The organism is Pseudomonas sp. Van50 (genome assembly GCF_055390755.1).
The window spans coordinates 4,485,094-4,501,316 of record NZ_AP024343.1 but is presented as its reverse complement, the minus strand read 5'-3'; the positions used below and the strand labels follow the sequence as shown (position 1 = coordinate 4,501,316).

At 61.5% G+C, this 16,223-nt stretch carries 11 protein-coding genes and 2 pseudogenes; 3 read left to right on the top strand and 10 right to left on the bottom strand.

Features of this window, described 5'->3' with window-relative positions; all coding sequences use genetic code 11:
- Window positions 1-20: 20 nt before the first annotated feature.
- The 4 genes from ACZ5M5_RS18915 to ACZ5M5_RS18900 form a co-directional block, all read right to left on the bottom strand.
- Window positions 21-4,367, bottom strand: coding sequence for a SpvB/TcaC N-terminal domain-containing protein (locus ACZ5M5_RS18915; protein WP_464737804.1), 4,347 nt, complete (start codon window positions 4,365-4,367; stop codon window positions 21-23).
- 325 nt (window positions 4,368-4,692) lie between these two features.
- Window positions 4,693-5,808 carry a Gfo/Idh/MocA family protein gene (locus ACZ5M5_RS18910; RefSeq protein WP_464737803.1) on the bottom strand — a complete coding sequence of 372 codons (1,116 nt, stop codon included), beginning with the start codon at window positions 5,806-5,808 and terminating at the stop codon, window positions 4,693-4,695.
- A gap of 233 nt (window positions 5,809-6,041) precedes the next feature.
- Complete coding sequence (locus ACZ5M5_RS18905) at window positions 6,042-6,809, bottom strand: SDR family oxidoreductase (protein ID WP_003180553.1); 768 nt, start codon at window positions 6,807-6,809, stop codon at window positions 6,042-6,044.
- A 23-nt stretch (window positions 6,810-6,832) separates the two neighbouring features.
- Window positions 6,833-7,900, bottom strand: a complete 1,068-nt coding sequence (locus ACZ5M5_RS18900) for a phosphotransferase family protein (protein WP_060741759.1) — start codon at window positions 7,898-7,900, stop codon at window positions 6,833-6,835.
- Between the two features lie 195 nt (window positions 7,901-8,095).
- On the opposite strand from ACZ5M5_RS18900, the gene ACZ5M5_RS18895 reads away from it, so the two are divergent.
- On the top strand, window positions 8,096-8,491 hold the full coding sequence (locus ACZ5M5_RS18895) for a DUF4280 domain-containing protein (RefSeq protein ID WP_060741760.1): 396 nt from the start codon (window positions 8,096-8,098) through the stop codon (window positions 8,489-8,491).
- A 172-nt stretch (window positions 8,492-8,663) separates the two neighbouring features.
- Here ACZ5M5_RS18895 and ACZ5M5_RS18890 read toward each other — a convergent pair whose 3' ends face one another.
- Both ACZ5M5_RS18890 and ACZ5M5_RS18885 read right to left on the bottom strand, forming a co-directional pair.
- Window positions 8,664-9,164, bottom strand: a complete 501-nt coding sequence (locus tag ACZ5M5_RS18890) for a methyl-accepting chemotaxis protein (protein ID WP_464739420.1) — start codon at window positions 9,162-9,164, stop codon at window positions 8,664-8,666.
- A gap of 372 nt (window positions 9,165-9,536) precedes the next feature.
- Window positions 9,537-10,691 (bottom strand): annotated as a pseudogene (locus ACZ5M5_RS18885) (FIST signal transduction protein); the annotation flags it as partial.
- A gap of 341 nt (window positions 10,692-11,032) precedes the next feature.
- Here ACZ5M5_RS18885 and ACZ5M5_RS18880 point away from each other — a divergent pair.
- Window positions 11,033-11,656 (top strand): hypothetical protein, encoded by a 624-nt coding sequence (locus tag ACZ5M5_RS18880; protein WP_464737802.1) that lies wholly within the window; start codon window positions 11,033-11,035, stop codon window positions 11,654-11,656.
- Window positions 11,599-12,138: a hypothetical protein gene (locus ACZ5M5_RS18875; RefSeq protein ID WP_464737801.1), complete on the top strand. Its 540-nt coding sequence runs from the start codon at window positions 11,599-11,601 to the stop codon at window positions 12,136-12,138. Before ACZ5M5_RS18880 ends, ACZ5M5_RS18875 begins: the two co-directional genes overlap by 58 nt.
- 299 nt (window positions 12,139-12,437) lie before the next feature.
- Here ACZ5M5_RS18875 and yghU read toward each other — a convergent pair.
- The 4 genes and pseudogenes from yghU to ACZ5M5_RS18855 form a co-directional block, all read right to left on the bottom strand.
- Window positions 12,438-13,276: pseudogene (yghU, locus tag ACZ5M5_RS18870) on the bottom strand (glutathione-dependent disulfide-bond oxidoreductase).
- A 43-nt stretch (window positions 13,277-13,319) separates the two neighbouring features.
- Window positions 13,320-14,054 carry a substrate-binding periplasmic protein gene (locus ACZ5M5_RS18865; protein WP_060741764.1) on the bottom strand — a complete coding sequence of 245 codons (735 nt, stop codon included), beginning with the start codon at window positions 14,052-14,054 and terminating at the stop codon, window positions 13,320-13,322.
- A gap of 28 nt (window positions 14,055-14,082) precedes the next feature.
- Window positions 14,083-15,426 (bottom strand): GGDEF domain-containing protein, encoded by a 1,344-nt coding sequence (locus ACZ5M5_RS18860; protein WP_464737800.1) that lies wholly within the window; start codon window positions 15,424-15,426, stop codon window positions 14,083-14,085.
- Between the two features lies 1 nt (window position 15,427).
- Window positions 15,428-16,186: a substrate-binding periplasmic protein gene (locus tag ACZ5M5_RS18855; RefSeq protein ID WP_464737799.1), complete on the bottom strand. Its 759-nt coding sequence runs from the start codon at window positions 16,184-16,186 to the stop codon at window positions 15,428-15,430.
- Window positions 16,187-16,223 lie beyond the last annotated feature (37 nt).

Sequence of the window (16,223 nt, the reverse complement as noted above, 5' to 3'; positions counted from 1 at the left end):
CAGAGAACTTGGGGACTTACTCATGGCCGATGGTCTCCCGCCAAAGATTCCTTGTTCGCCTGGGACTCTTCCAAGGTGTCATTCTCGTCTTCGCCAATCCCATACCAACCCAAGTACCGCTGCCGCCGCCAATACCCCATGGCCGTGACCGTCAAGGTCGGTCTACCCAGTGGGTCATAGAACTGCTGGTCGCAATGGCCGAATCGGCGAAACGATTCATCGTTGATGTAGCGATAGCCGTCGGCGAAATACGGTCGGTAGATGCGCACCGTCAGACCTTTGTTGTTGTACTCGACCCGTTCGCTGACCCGCCAACGCTCGGCGGCCGGCGCGCTCACCGGTTGGTCGTCGTCCAGCACCAGGCTGCCGTCCTCCGCGATCTGATAGGCCGTACCTGGCTCGACCTTTTGTTTGCTCTGTAGACTCCGGCCAAAGCCATCCCAGCACTGCACGGCGATACGGATCTTGCGTTCGGGATTGTCCGGCGGTTGCGGATAGCGGTCGGCTTGCAAGACGGCGGCGTGTACCGGCTCACGGCGCTGCACCCAACTGAAGGCATCGCGAAAACAGGCGCTGGCCGCGCCTTGCAGGGCGGCATCGGGGGCGGCAATGGCTTCGGTCGGTAAACGGATACCCGGCTGGTGCTGGTCTATTGGGGCGAAACCGACCTCGATGCCGCGCTCGGTGCCATGGAAGCTGCTGGCCGACAGCTCGCCAAAACCGTCATAGCGGGCCTCCTGAATGTTCTGGTTCGGATCGACGATGCGCCGGGGTAGGAGGAACCGGTAGTCGACTTCGGCCACGCGGGTGCTGCATCCGTCAGCCGTGGTGACGCTGAGTGGCAGGCAGTGATAGGCATCGAAAACAATGTCCGTCGGCCCCTGGCTTTCCGTGGGCCGGGCGCTGATCGGTCGGTAGAACCCCTCCGGTCCGGCATAGGTCATGAACCCCTTGCGCGTCGACCACAACACCCGGTCCGGTTCCGTCGGCAACACGGCGGCCATGGAGCGATAACCGAGCCCGGGGAGTCTGTCCGCCAGCTCCTCGGGGCTGAGCACTGACGCATACGACTGTAGTGCCGTCTCATCCAGTTCGGCGGACTCAAGGTAGTCGGCCAAGGCCTCGAAGCTGGCCTGTCCCGCCGGCAAGGCCTGGCCGGCGTGTTGATAGCGCTGTTCGGACAAGTGGGCCAGCACTCGCTGGAATTCTCCGCCGGGCGGGGCGTTGAGACGGTCGAACAGCGCCTCATGGGAAATGTCTTGCGGCCGCAGCACCGTCTTCGGCAGCACCATCACGTTGCCCCGGGACAGGTAGGGCAAGCCCAGGCGAACGGCTTGCTGATCGTCCAGGTGAATGAACTGGGCGCGGTGTTCATTCAGGTAGTAGAAACGCTGCGCGTCATCGTGGGCGGCACGCCACCAGGTTTGTTCATGGGCGTCGTCGAACGGTGGCGTGTCGTCGATAGTTTTGCGTCGGGCATAGTCGACCGTCACTTCGTGGGTGAGCGCGCCATAACGATCCCAGGCCAGGTTGATGTGGTGCTGGCACAGCGGGTCTTCCGGCTGGCGCTCGTAGGTGTAGACGATGGACTCCAGTTCTAGCGGTTGCATCCGACAGTACGGCTGGTAGTCGTCCCGCCCTTGCCACAGGCGCACGGCATAGCGCGATTGCTGCACCGAATAGGGCCGGGCCTGCAACGGGTCGGCGGCGTCGAGGCCGAATACCTCGACCCGCAGCAACACGCCGGCCAGGGCGTAGGCCATGTCGTGGCGGGTTTCGTCATTGGCGTTGCCGATGATCTCGTCCGGTGCGTCACCTTGGGGTGCCAGCAGCAAGGCCATGCCCAGGGGCTGGGCCGCGCTGTCCGAACGGTCATAGTCCAGCCCCGGCAGGTCGGGCGTGCGCCCGGTATGGAACCAGCTTTTGCGCAGCACCGGCGCGGTAAAGCCGGCCTGGCGCTGTTCCTCGCCGGTGGTTTCGCTGTCGGTTTGCAGCACCAGGCCAAAGCCGCGGAATTCGCGTTCCTGCCCGTCGTAAAAACCCTGTCGGTATTCAAAGCACTGGGTCAACTGATTGCCGGTGATTTCATCCAGTTGGATCTGCCGGACGGACACGGGCATCGGAAACGGTACATAGCTGGCGATTTCCAGGTTCGCCGCCAGCAGTGCCTGTTTTTCATCGAGCCATTCCTGGGCTGAGCTGCGGTAGAACACTTCGCCTGCCGCGCCCATATTGTTGTTCGTGCGGTGCAGCAGATAGGGCTTGGCCTGGACAAAGTCGCAGCGCCAGTGCCGGGGCTTCATGTGCGGTACGGTCAGCACCAGGCTGGAACAGCCGAGGCCTTGCAAATCGGCGGCGCTGACCTGGCACAGTCGGTCATAACGCACGCCCGGTGGCCAGGGCAGGATCCGTGGGGTGGTCTCGAACCCCATGCCGGTGCGGTTCATGAAGATTTCGACGTGTTCGCTGGTGAGGTAGATCAGGTCAGCGGCGCCGGAACCGTCCAGATCGGCAAGCAGCACCCGCGAGGTATCGAAAGACTTGTAGGTGTAAGGCAGGTTCCCGAGCCGGAAGCCTGGGTCGAAGCGACCGTGGCCACGGTTGGGCCAGCAGACGATTTCGTTGTGGCGAATGCGCACCAGATGCTGTTGGCCCGTGCCCAACACATCACTGAACGCCACCAATTCGGTCTGCGCCTGGCTCAACAGGGGCAGGCGATCGTCGGGGGCCGTTTCGACGAAATGCGCGACATCCTTGCCCGCCGCGAAGCCTTCATTTCGACGATTGGCGTACAACCGCACACTGCGTGGGCCGATCAAGGCCAGGTCGGACAATCCACCGCCCATCAGGTCGGCCAGTTGGCTTTGTGGATGGAAGAACTCCACGGGGAAGGCACCAAAGGTGACGAACTTCGACCAGTGGCGATCCGGGTTGAGGGTGAAAAAGCCACTCACGCCGGGTTGCGCCATGATCCAATCCAGCCGGCCATCACCGGTGAGGTCCATCAACGACTGGCGCACCGGTTTGCGGCTGTCCATGACCGGGATGGCGTCCAAGCGTTTCCACGCGTCGTAGCTCACCTCATCCGGTGCTTGGGGCGCCTGGGCGCGCAGCGGCTCGCGGTAGTACCAAGCCTTGTCGCTGCGATAGAGCACACCGGGAATACCCTCGCCATACAGGTCGACCAACTGGTATTGCTGGCCGTCGTTGAGGCCAGGCATGGCATCGAATTCCTGGTACCCGGCATCTTCGGTGGAAAACGCCGCGTAGCTGAACGCCACCGGTGGGCGCGACTCGATGTGCCCTTGTTCGTCGTAGCCTTGTTGATGCGCGGCAGACAGCAGGTTATAGCCCAGTTCCGTGGTGTGGTACTCCAGCAGCAAGCGTTGCACCAGCCGTGGTTCGCTGCCCAGTTCAGCGAAATGGTGGAACATCAACACTTGCCGGCACAGACGCAGGTTGCCCAGCAGGAAACCATAGCCGTAGGTGGCGAAAGCATCGCTGCGTACCGGCCACGTATCCGTTGGTTCGTAGGCGGGGATGTCCGTCAACCCGGTGTCGCGTTCGCCATAATCGAAGATCAGGTCGAAGTGCCACTGGGCTCGTTCGAGTTGGGGCGGCGCCCAATGATAAAGGTGCGCGTTCGCTTCGGCATTGCCATAGCGCACTCGGCTCAGGTAACACTGGGCGCGAAAGTCGCGCGGCGTATCGGCGGGCATGCCCGCATGATCTTCGCCCGCGTATTCATAGAGAATGTGTTCGCCATGGGCGTTCAGGCTTTCTTCCAGCAGCCACTCGCCGACACGCAGGGCGTCTTCGAGGTCGGTGCTGCGTGACGAAGCGTTGAAACCATACAGATGCAGGCTGCCATCGGCCCCGTGAATCAACCAGAACCCTGGGTAGTCATCCGCTGACCGCCAGTGTTCGATACGTTCGAAAGCACCCTCGATACGCGGAAAATAACGCGCGACCTGATAGACCGTGCCCAGGTCCAGACCTTGATACGTGTCGACAGGCCGGCGAATGATCTCGGCGTCATCATCGCGCTCTGGCATCCACACCGTGCCGTCGGGGCCCAACATGACATCGTCGTCGGTGTAGGCCGGTACTCCCTTGCTGATCCGCCGTGCGACGCAGCCCAGCGACAGCACCCAGCCGATTCCAAACAGGCTGTTGCCCACGCTGCTGCCGTAACCGAGCCGCAGGGCAGGGGCGAAACCGCGTCCTGGAGAAATCGGCAGCGGCAAGTCGAAGGACGCCTTGCCGGTGGACCCCACTTCGCCCCAGCCGCTGCCGATGCTCTGGATGGCACCGCCGCCCTTTGGCAACGAAGGAGGGGTGATGCTCAAGCGTTCCGGTTGATCCATCGCCAGGCTCTGTGCGGGTGTGCAGGGAGCTAATTTGGCGCGAATCTGAGGGGGCATCTACTGTCAGAGCTGACAGTTCTCTAGTCGTTAATGAAATAAGAAAATGGTGGGAGGGGCATATCTCACCACAGACTTACTCTCTACCCTTGGGGAACATGCTTTTGTGGCGAGGGAGCTTGCTCCCGCTGGGCTACGAAGTAGCCCCAAAACCATTCACCCGGGTGTGTCAGGTTGGTCGCATTCAGCATTCAGTCTTTTTAGGGTTGCTGCGCAACCCAGCGGGAGCAAGCTCCCTCGCCACAAAAGTGTTCACTGAGGTGAGCGGTTACAGCTCGCTGACCTTGACCCAGCGCTGCTCCCGCGCCGCCATCCGAATCGCTGCCGCCAGCCGTTCCACTTCCCAGGCCTCGTCGAAGTCCGTGCCGCTGCCGCCTTCGCCAGCGAGGGCCATGATCAGTTCCTGCACCTCCAACGTCTTCAATTCGTTGTAGCCCAACTGGTGTCCGGCGGCGGGGCTGAATGCGGCATAGCCGGGCAGGTCCGGGCCGGCCAGCAGGCGCTGGAAACCTGGCTGGCCGGCGCGACACAGGCGCAGTTCATTGAGCCGCTCCTGATCGAAGGCCAATGTGCCGAGGGTGCCGCTGATCTCGAAACTCAGATGATTCTTGTAGCCATGCTTGAGCCAACTGCTGCTCACCGTGCCCCGGGCGCCATTGGCGAAACGCAGCAGCCCGTGGACGTGGTCGTCCACCGCGATGGCCCGTTGTTCGGCATTGCCGGCGCTGGCAGGGCGTTGGTGATGCACGGTCTGGCTGTCGGCGCACACGGCCTCGACATCGCCCAACAAGTGCCGGGCCATGGCCAGCAAGTGGCTGCCCAGGTCGGCCAGTGCGCCACCGGCGTGGGTCGCTTCGCAACGCCATGACCACGGCGAAGCGGGATCGGCCATGAAGTCTTCGCTGAACTCACCCTGGAAGCTGATGATCTGCCCCAGTTCGCCGCGCTGGATCATGTCCCGCGCCAGTTGGATGATCGGGTTGTGCTGGTAGTTGTAGCCGACCCGCGTCACTACCCCGGCGGCTCTGGCCGCCTGGCGCATCTGCTCGGCCTGCTCCAGGGACACCGCCAGGGGCTTTTCACAATAGACCGGCTTGCCCGCCGCCAATGCCGCCATGGCCATCGGGAAGTGCAGGTGGTTGGGTGTGGTGATGGCGATCAGGTTGACCTTGGGGTCGTCGATCAGCTGTTGCCAGTCACTGTGGGCCGTCTCGAACCCCCAGCTTTGGGCGCACTGCCGGGCACGCTGCGGATCGGCGTCGGCCAGGGCCGCGAGTGTCAGGTTCAGGGGGAGGTCGAACACCGCCTTGGCATTGTGGAACGCCAAGGCATGGGCACGGCCCATGAAGCCGGTGCCAATCAGACCGATGCCGAGTTCACGCATGAGAAAGAGCCCTTTGAATTGTTATTTTCAGAAGGCTCTTTATGGAATAAATATTCTCAAATTGCAAATGTTGGAATAAATATTCATTTGTGCGATCGCAGAGGACCCCTTGTGGGAGCGAGCTTGCTCGCGATGGCGGCGTGTCAGTGAAAAAGATTCTTGGCTGACACACCGCCATCGCGAGCAAGCTCGCTCCCACAGGGTTTCTCACAGGTCTGCCATGGCGTTCGCTATCAGGACAGGAACCCACCATCCACATTCAACGCCACACCCGTGGTGTAGCTCGACGCATCGCTGGCCAGGTACAGCACCGCGCCGGCCATTTCGCTCGGGTCGGCCACGCGCTTGAGGGGGATCTGCGCCAGGGCGGTTTTCAGGATGGCGTCGTTCTTGACCAGCGCCGAAGCGAACTTGGTGTCGGTCAGGCCCGGGAGCAGGGCGTTGCAGCGGATGCCGAACTGGGCGCATTCCTTGGCGAAGACCTTGGTCATGTTGATCACCGCAGCCTTGGTCACCGAATAGATGCCCTGGAAGATCCCCGGCGAGATGCCGTTGATCGACGCCACGTTGATGATGCTGCCGCCGCCGTTTTCGCGCATCAGCTTGCCGGCTTCCACCGACATGAAGAAATAGCCGCGGATGTTCACGTCCACGGTTTTCTGGAACGCACCCAGGTCGGTGTCCAGGACGTTGCAGAACTGCGGGTTGGTGGCGGCGTTGTTCACCAGGATGTCCAGGCGCCCGAACTGTTCGCGGATACCGGCGAACACCTGGCTGATCTGTTCCATTTCCCCGATGTGGCAGGCGATGGCGGTGGCCTTGCCGCCGGCGGCGATGATCGCATCGGCTACGTGCTGGCAACCGTCGAGCTTGCGGCTGGACACGATCACATGGGCGCCTTGCTGGGCCAGCAGTTTGGCGATGGCTTCGCCGATGCCGCGGCTGGCGCCGGAAACGAAGGCGATTTTACCGTCGAGGTCGAACAACTGGGTCTTGGACATGCTGTTTCCTTGTGATGGGGCGCTCAGAGCGTGGATTTACCGATGACCTGCAGGCTCATCTGCTCCAGCAGTTTGTTCATCTGAACGAACTGCGCGAAGCGTTTGTCCTGGGTCTGGCCGTGGAAGAAGCGGTAGTAGATCTGCTGGACGATGCCGGCCAGGCGGAACAGGCCGTAGGTGTAGTAGAAGTCGAAGTTGTCGATGCGGATCCCGGCGCGCTCGGCGTAGTAATCGACGAATTCGCGGCGGGTGAGCATGCCGGGGGCGTGGCTCGGCTGGCGGCGCATCAGTTGCACCGGCGCCGGGTCGTCCGCCTCGATCCAGTAGGCGAGGCTGTTGCCCAGGTCCATCAACGGGTCGCCCAGGGTGGTCAGTTCCCAGTCCAGCACACCGATGATCTGCATCGGGTTCTCCGGGTCGAGGATCACGTTGTCGAAGCGGTAGTCGTTGTGGACGATGCTCGACGTCGGGTGGTCGGCGGGCATCTTGTCATTGAGCCAGGCCTTGACCGCCGCCCATTTCGGCGCATCGGGGGTCAGGGCTTTTTCGTAGCGGTCGCTCCAGCCACGGATCTGCCGGGCCACGTAGCCTTCGGGCTTGCCCAGGTCGGCCAGGCCGCAAGCGTTGTAGTCGACGCGGTGCAGTTCGACGAGCCGGTCGATGAAGCTCTTGCATAGCGCTTCGGTGCGGGCGGCGTCGAAACCCAGCTCCGGCGGCAGGTCGGAGCGCAGGATGATGCCCTTGACCCGTTCCATCACGTAGAACTCGGCGCCCATCACCGATTCGTCAGTGCAATGCACATAGGCTTTGGGGCAGTACGGGAACGCTTCGCGCAACTGGTTGAGGATGCGGAACTCACGGCCCATGTCGTGGGCGGACTTGGCCTTGTGGCCGAACGGCGGCCGACGCAGGACGAATTCCTGTTCGGGGTATTCCAGCAGGTAGGTCAGGTTCGACGCGCCACCGGGAAACTGGCTGATCCGTGGCAGGCCGGTCAGGCCGGGAATGTGGGCCTTGAGGTACGGGTCGATCAGGTTGGCATCGAGTTCTTCACCGTCGCGCACGCGGGTGGACTGATCAGTAAACGCCATGCTTATCCCTTCTGCTTATTTTGGAGGCCATCGATCATTGGCTAATCTAATGGCGCGTGGGAGGCGTCACAAGCACGCCAGGGTCTTATAGGTTAGCGTGTTGCCGGATAATCAGCGGGCTTGATGCATGGCGGCGTGCGCGTCGGATGCGGGCGAGCTATGGTTCGGGGAGTCGCTGTCAAAGGAGCCACCGCGATGGGATGCCCGCAAGTCTGTAGCACCGCGACCCTGCAATGCAGCTTCGGCGCAGCCCCGGCGGTGCTCAATGTGCTGCCGGTCAATCGCCTGCTGACCGGCGGGATGCCGGCGGCGAACATCATGGATCACATCCCGCTGGTGAACGTCACCACCTTCGGCATGTGCATGAGCCTGGCGAACCCCACCGTGGCCGCCGCCACGGCGGCGGCCCTGGGCGTGCTGACCCCCATGCCCTGCATCCCGGCCACCGCGGCGCCATGGATCCCCGGCGGCGCCCCGACCCTGTTGCTGGGCAACATGCCGGCCATCGACGCCAACAGCACCTTGATGTGTTCCTGGGCCGGGGTGATCAAGATCGTCGTGCCGGGGCAGGTGCAGATGTTGATTCCCTGACGGTGACGCCTGTGAACAACCACAAACTCCCTGTGGGAGCGAGCTTGCTCGCGATAGCGGTAGATCAGTTTGCGGTGATTGACTGTGCCGACGTCATCGCGAGCAAGCTCGCTCCCACAAGGGGACGTGTGCTGATCGCTCAATCTTGATCCATCGCCGGGGCGACTTGGCCTCACGCATTGGCGTGGGTCAGCCCGGTCAAGGTGTCGGCGATGGCCTTCGTGCGTTGTGCTGTGCCTTCGGTGGTACGGCTGGAGTCTTCCAGGGCATCGAGCATCTCCCGCAGGGCGCTCACGGCGACGGACTGGTCTTCGATCTGTTGGGCGACGCCTTGGATCTCCGTCGAGAGCAGGTCGATGTCCACGCCGATTTCCGCGGCATTCTTGCGGGTGATTTCCGCAAGCTTGCGGACCTCATCGGCCACCACCGCAAAGCCTCTGCCCATCTCACCGGCCCGCGCTGCTTCGATGGCGGCGTTGAGGGCCAACAGGTTGGTCTGCCCCGCGATTTGCTGGATGACCTGTACGATCGACTGGATACGCAAGCTCGAATTGGCGAGCGCACGGGCACCGACCACCGCTTCACCCGCTTGCGTGGCAAGCTGCTCGACGGTGGTGCCGGCCTGCTCGGCGACGCTGTTTTGCCGGTCGATGGTGCCCGTCAGGTCATCCATCGACAGGTGCAGTTCGCCGGAGTAATGCTTGATTTGCGTCGCCATCGACGCTTGGTGCTGGCTGGCCTGCGCCAATACCTGGCCCAGGTCCGTCAGGCCGTCGAACACCGGCAGGATCGTCTGGTCCAGGCCGCGAGTGTCCAAGGCGCTGCTGAAGTCATTCATCTTGAACGCCATGATCTGCTTGACCACGACATGGTTCAGGCCCGCCAGCTTCTTGATCTGGCGGCGCAGGAAAAAGGCTTTGAACTCGCCATAGTGAGTGATGAAGTGATCGACGTACTCGTCGACAAACCCGGCGCCCTTGGTGACCCTGAAGAAGAAAATCGCCGTGAGTGTCTGGTTAAGGTTCAAACCGAGGATTTCACCAAACGTCGAGAAGCCGGCCAGAGGCACATCCCCGAAAATACCGGCCATGCTGCCCAGGTCGCTGCTGTTGTTGAGCCGGCGCAGGATGCAATCGTTGAGAATGGCGGCCACCGGCCGGCCACCTTTGCCTTTGAGAAATTTCTCGTAGTCGAGCCGGGTCGCCTCGCGCAGGGGCGTGCGCTTGACCATCACCAGCTCTTCGCCGGGCGCCACGTCGCAGAACAACTGGATGATCTGCTGCTGATGGTCGATGCGGGCAATGGAACGGACGAACAGCTCATCACCCACGCGGATGGCGAATGAATAATCGGCCAGCTTCTTTTCCAGCGCCTGGGCACTGCACTCGAAGGCCTCGCACAGCGCCTGGACCATGCTCTTGATGTTTCCACGGCTGTCGATGACCTGATCGATGGTGCGGTCTTCGACCGACGCGGTCAGCACACTGAATGTCAGCCCGGCAGGTTGGAAGTTCTGGCTCTTGAACACTCCGAAGCGCACATCCGCCGCGGTTTTCAGAAAGACAATCTGCGCATGGTTCTGGTAACTGCGCTGCCCATCACTGATCAAGGTCTTCTTGAAATCTGCCTTGCCACCGGCTGAGCCGCCGACGAACAGGCAGGGGAAACGGCCTGATTCATAAAGCGCCTCCATAAAGAACGACTCGGAAGCCGAAAGACCATCGAACACCACGTAGGCCAAGGTATCGCGATGGTCAATGGGCGTGCTCACCTGCGCCTGCTTGATGTTATTCACCAATCGAGCGATTCGCTCACGCATGGCCAGGCGCTTGCCGCCACCGCGAATGTCCTCGCACTCCAGCGGCACCATCACCACCTCGGCCGACGCAATCACACTGGCGTCGAACAGCTGCAGCACCACTCGGTCCCAGGTCTCTCCAGTCTGGCAATACAGCGCGTTCGCACCGTTGCACAGCTCACCCGACGTCGTGCACAGGCTGATAGCGCTTTGGGGAAAACGCTGTTTGACCTTGGCGGCGACCCGGTCGATGTCCAGGTGAGGGGAGACAAACCCGGCGATCAATACCGGTGTGATGCGTACGCTGGCCAGTGCCTGGTCCAGTTCGCTCAACGTGCAGGCCACGCTGACCGCCCCCTGTGTACGGGCTCGGGCTTTGTTGAAGAGATTCGATAGGTTCATGGCAGGACTCGGTTGAGCGCGACGTGACGCGTACGAGGTATGCGTGCGGAGTCCTTTCTCTGTAGCGATCACGGCAGGGGACTTGTATGGGCGTGAGCTTGTGCTATTTGCGGGGGCGGTCCATAGGGGCTTTTGGTTGGGGTTTACTCCGTCTGTTGGACGGCGACTTTCGTATTGGTCCCGGGAAACCTACGGAAAAAATCAGCGTTTGCTCGCTGGACGACAAAGCCCCACCCGCTATGCTATCGACGATGGCCTCTTGCCATTTGCCATGCCCACCACAACCCATCCCCGGCGCGAGACGAGAACCTGCTCGTCACCGCCCTTTGCAGAGACGATTCATGAACAAACACAAAGCCGTGTCAGGAGTTGCCTGGGGTGTTCTGTTGGGTTGCATCGGACACGCCAACGCTTTTCAACTCTCGCCGGATGGCACGTTGGCTGAACGGGAGATGGCCAAGAAATACGGGGTTTCCTATAAGGCGACGGTGCCTTTCGCCAGTTTCGCGCTGCATAACTTTTCCGATCCTGCCCACGAGGCGCTGACGCAGAAGATCTATGGGTGTGACGGGGATTGGCAGGATTGCAGCAACCCCAACCTGGAGAACGCCGGCGCTTATGTCATTGCCGGGGTTCGCTGGAACGATGATCCGGTGTTCATGCCGGGCGCGGAAGATGCCAAGACCAAGGGCTGCGATGGACGTTACTCGGTTGGTTTCATCTCGCAGACGCGGTGCTGGGTCAATCTCTTCGAGAAAGCCGAGGGCATAAGCGCTTCCGATCCGATGGCGTTCATGGGGGCGGGGAACTACATCTCCCGTTCGCATTTTGGCGACCTGCAATTCTTGCATGCAATGGCGTCCCAAGAGGGCGACGCGCCAGAGAAGACCAAGCGCGAAATCATGATGTGGTCCGAGTTCGCCTGGGGGTTGCCGATGGTACCTACCCCCTCAATACCTATTTGAAAGACATCCAGATCGAAGGCTGGGAACAGCATTTCAATAACGGACAAACCGTGCAGGATCTTTTTGCGGTGGGGCGTCCATGGTTGCGGGCGAATGTGAATCAGGTGGCGTTTGGCAGTTTGCTTCATCTTGTCCAGGACAGCTTTGCCGGCGGACATGCGCAGCGGCGCGAAGAGATCCTGGGTGACAAGTGCATGGGCGGTGCCGAGGCTGTGCTGGGGCGGATCGAGGAGTTTCACTCTTACGCTCGGCAGGATCATGCCAAGCACAAGGACGATGACGCCAGTTCAGTCGCCAGGCTCATGTTGATGGCCCATGAGCCGGATGTCGTGGATGCCGGCAAGAAGCTGCGAGGGTTTATCGCCGATCGCAAGAAATGGGCGGATGTCAGGCCTTATCTGGATGAGTGTGTTTTTGCCCTGGCCAATGAGACGACTCCGGCGTCGGCGGGTGACAGGTACAAGCTGGAAGCCAACCGCTGAACATTTGACGAAAAACTGTGTGAGCGAGCTTGCTCGCGATGACGTCGGCATATTCAGCATCGAGGCCAGCTGATCCACCGCTATCGCGAGCAAGCTCGCTCCCACAGGGGGCGGTGCCAGTCGATAAACTGAGGTTCACCACCGATCCAATGTGGGAGCGAGCTTGCTCGCGATGACGTCGGCATATTCAGCATCGAGGCCAACTGATCCACCGCTATCGCGAGCAAGCTCGCTCCCACAAGGGGGCTGTGTCAGTTGAGGAATCCAGGTTCATCACCGAGCCGGCGTGCAACCTGGCCTCAGCCCAAATCCCCAGCCTCATGCCGCTCTGGCACTTGGCTTGCCTCATCCCCCACGTGCGGTTGACCCGCTGTCCGCGCAGGACGGCGGGGCGCTTGGCAATGTCTTCTGCCCAGCGCTGCACATGGGTGTATTCGTGGGCACTCAGGAATTCGGCGGCGCCGTATACGTTGTTGCGCACCAGTTGGCCATACCAGGGCCAGACCGCGATGTCGGCGATGGTGTAGTCGTTGCCTGCCAGGTATTGGCTTTCGCCGAGGCGGCGGTCCAGGACGTCGAGTTGACGCTTGGCTTCCATGGTGAAGCGATTGATCGGGTATTCGAGTTTCTCCGGCGCATACGCGTAGAAATGCCCGAAGCCACCGCCCAGGTACGGGGCAGAGCCCATCTGCCAGAACAGCCAGTTCAGTGTTTCGGTGCGGCCCGCCGGATCGGTGGGTAGGAAGGCGCCGAATTTTTCCGCCAGGTAAAGCAGAATCGAGCCGGATTCGAAGACCCGAATGGCGGGCTCCACGCTGCGGTCCAGCAGGGCCGGGATCTTGGAGTTGGGGTTGATCTCGACGAAGCCGCTGGAGAACTGGTCGCCCTCGTTGATGCGGATCAGCCAGGCATCGTATTCCGCGCCCGTATGACCCAGCGCCAGCAGTTCCTCCAGCAGGATGGTCACCTTCACGCCGTTGGGCGTGGCCAGGGAATAAAGCTGCAGCGGATGCTTGCCAACCGGCAAGGTTTTGTCATGGGTCGGCCCGGCGATGGGGCGGTTGATGCTGGCGAACTGGCCGCCAGACGGGGCGTCGTTTTTCCAGACCTTGGGCGGAACGTAGGACGCTTTACTCATCGGGACATACCTCATCGTTGCTTGCGGTGTGATCCCCCAGAGTCTACCGCTGTTCGTTCATGATGCGTGCGACTTCACCGGAAGCCTTGAGTTGTTCGAAGGCGCGTTGGGCCTTGGCGACGACTTCATCCGGTGTGCTCAGGCTGAAGGCCAGGTGGACCCTGTGGGGTTGTTCGTCGAGGGTATAGACCTCTTCCAGCGAAGCGAAATCCAGTTGTGCATCCTGGCTCATCAGGCGCGCGGTGTTCTCCGGCATTGGCAGCAATTGGATCTGGCGATTGAGCAGTTTCTGAAAGTTGTCGTGGTTGTTGGCCGAGATGACCAGCCGGGTGAACCCACGCTGCTGCAGGTAAATCTGCTTGGCGTCGTTTCGCACCACGCCGATGCTGTACTGCTTGGCCTCCTCGAGGCTGCTGACGGTGATGTCGCGGTTATCACGCAGTTTATAGAGCCGGCTCGCCACCCGATGTATTTCACCCACCCATTTGAACAATGTCTCGCGGGCCGGGGTGCGGTCCAGCGGGAAGATCAGCACGTTGGGTTCGTGCAGCGCTTTTTCGTAGGCCCGGGCCCACGGGTACAGCGACAGGCTGTAGTCGGTGAGCTGCGCGTTTCTCAGTGTTTCCTCGGCAATGCGAATGCCCGGCCCGACGACCTTGTCGTCACGCTGATAGGCGTACAGCGAGTCTTCGGTAACGACTTCGATTGTGTCGGCGTGGCTTGCCAGGCTGATCGAGGCGAGTAGCAGGCATGAGCAGAGTGTCAGGCGAATGTGCATATGCAGACCTCATGGCGCGCGGTGGTCGTTACAGGGCAACGCGGTCGCGTCCCTGGTGTTTGGCCCGATATAGCGCCTGGTCGGCGCGTTGCAGCACTTGATCGAAATGGTCCATGGTCTCCGGGTCCAGCTCGGCAACGCCGATGCTCACGGTGACGAAAGGCGAGACCTTGGAACCGCTGTGGGGCAGCTCGCGTTCCGCCAGGCTGGTGCGAAAGCGTTGAGCCGCTTGGCAGGCCTGTGCGGCGTCGATATTGGGCAGGACCACGACGAACTCTTCGCCGCCTACGCGGGCGGTCAGTTCGCCGGAGCGGCCGAACACGCTGCGCAGGGTCTCTGCGATCTCTTTCAGGCACAGGTCGCCCTGCATGTGGCCGTAGGTGTCGTTGTAGATCTTGAAGAAATCGACATCGCACATGAGCACGGCCAGCGGGGTGTTGTGGCGGATTGCCCGGCGAAACTCGATTTCCTTCAATTCGTCGAAGTAGCGACGATTGGCCAGGCCCGTCAAGGCATCGTGACGGGACAGCGCTTCGAGCGATTGGTTGGCCGCTTTCAGTTCCGCAGTGCGTGCCTCCACCAGTTCGGCCATTTGATCGCGGCTGGCGGCCAGGGCCAGTTCGTCCGAATGCTGGCGTTCGAGGTGGGCGTACAGATTGTCCTGGAGTTCGTTGACCTGGAATTCGAGCAGGCCCAGTTCGTCCTGGCGATTCACCGCCCGTTGCAGCTTGAGGTGATGCTTGAGGGTATGCGGCGCGAGTCCGCCCAGGTGACGGGCGATATGCACCACATGCACGGTCACCAGGCGATTGAACATGGTCATGACCAACCCGGCCAGCAGCAGGGACTGGATGAGCTGGGTGATGACGATGCTGCGTGCTTCGCTCCAGAGACGCTCCCACAGCAGGTTATTATCGCCTTCGATGGTCAGCTCACCGACTTTCTCATGGGCCCCGGCGTAGGGCTCGGCGATGAGCTGGCGATGCAGCACCGGCACCACACCCGATTGATCGACGGCGTATCGATTGAGTTCGATGACTTCCGGCGCTTGCCCGGGGCGCAGGATGTTCAACACCACGCGGCCCACGGGGGCTGCCGCGGCAACGCTGGTGATTTGCTGGTCCAGGGATTCACGGTCCAGTTCCCAAATGGCGTAGGCCAAGGTGTTCTGGAACACCTGATCGATCAGGGCCAGCTCCGAATTCATTTCCGCCAGGTTGTTTTCCCAGGCCAGCCAGGTGCGCCAGGTGACCATCGCCAGGGTAAAGAACAGGCAGAACAACAGCGTTGCCAATACCAGGCGCCGTCCCAGGGAGCTGAACGCCTTGGTCGGTGGTGGCTGGGACGATGCCGTGCGGAAAGGGTCCCCCATGTCATAACCATTTGCGCAGGATGGCGTCGTAGACCCCATTGCGACGGATGGTCTCAAGGCCGGCGCGGAATTTTTCCACCGTCTCGGCCGGCGTCTTGCGGCTGAACGCCATGCTCAGGCCGTCCGGGCTGCTCAGTTCGGGAAGCGCCAGCGAGCGGATCAGCACCTTGTCCGGGTCTTCGCCATTCTGGCGAGTCAGGTACAGCGCGTTGAGCTCGTTGGAAATCCACAGCTCCACGTGATCGACCTTGAGCTTGCGGTAGTTGTGTTCGTACTTGGTGCTCGACTGCAATTCCTCGCCGATGCGGAAACCCTTCGAGACCAGGTATTGCTCGCCCACGTCCTGATTGACCGTGGCGATCTGGTGACCATGGGCGTCGGCCAGCGAGTCGAGTTTTACCGGCCGGTCCGCCAGTGAGTAGATGTACCACTGTGTCGGGCCAATGGTGCCCACCCACTGGAAAAGCGATTCGCGTGCAGGCGTACGGACGATCGAATAGATCAACACATTGCTTTCGTTGAGCGCCAGTTCGTAGGCCCGGGCCCAGGGCATGGGCTGGATAGGCGCGTCCATGCCGACTTCCTTGAGCACGGCCTGGACCACTTCGGTGCTCATGCCGGTCACGCGTCCGTTCTGCGTCATGTTGTAGGGCGGCAGCTCCTCCGTCACGATGCGCAGGGGTGTCTCTGCCGCGCAAGCGCTTGCAGCGAGGAACATCAGGACGCCCCACATCAGCAGGCGATTCAGCGGCAAACTCATTGATCGTTACCCTATGCAACTGGCAGAGCCCGGCGAA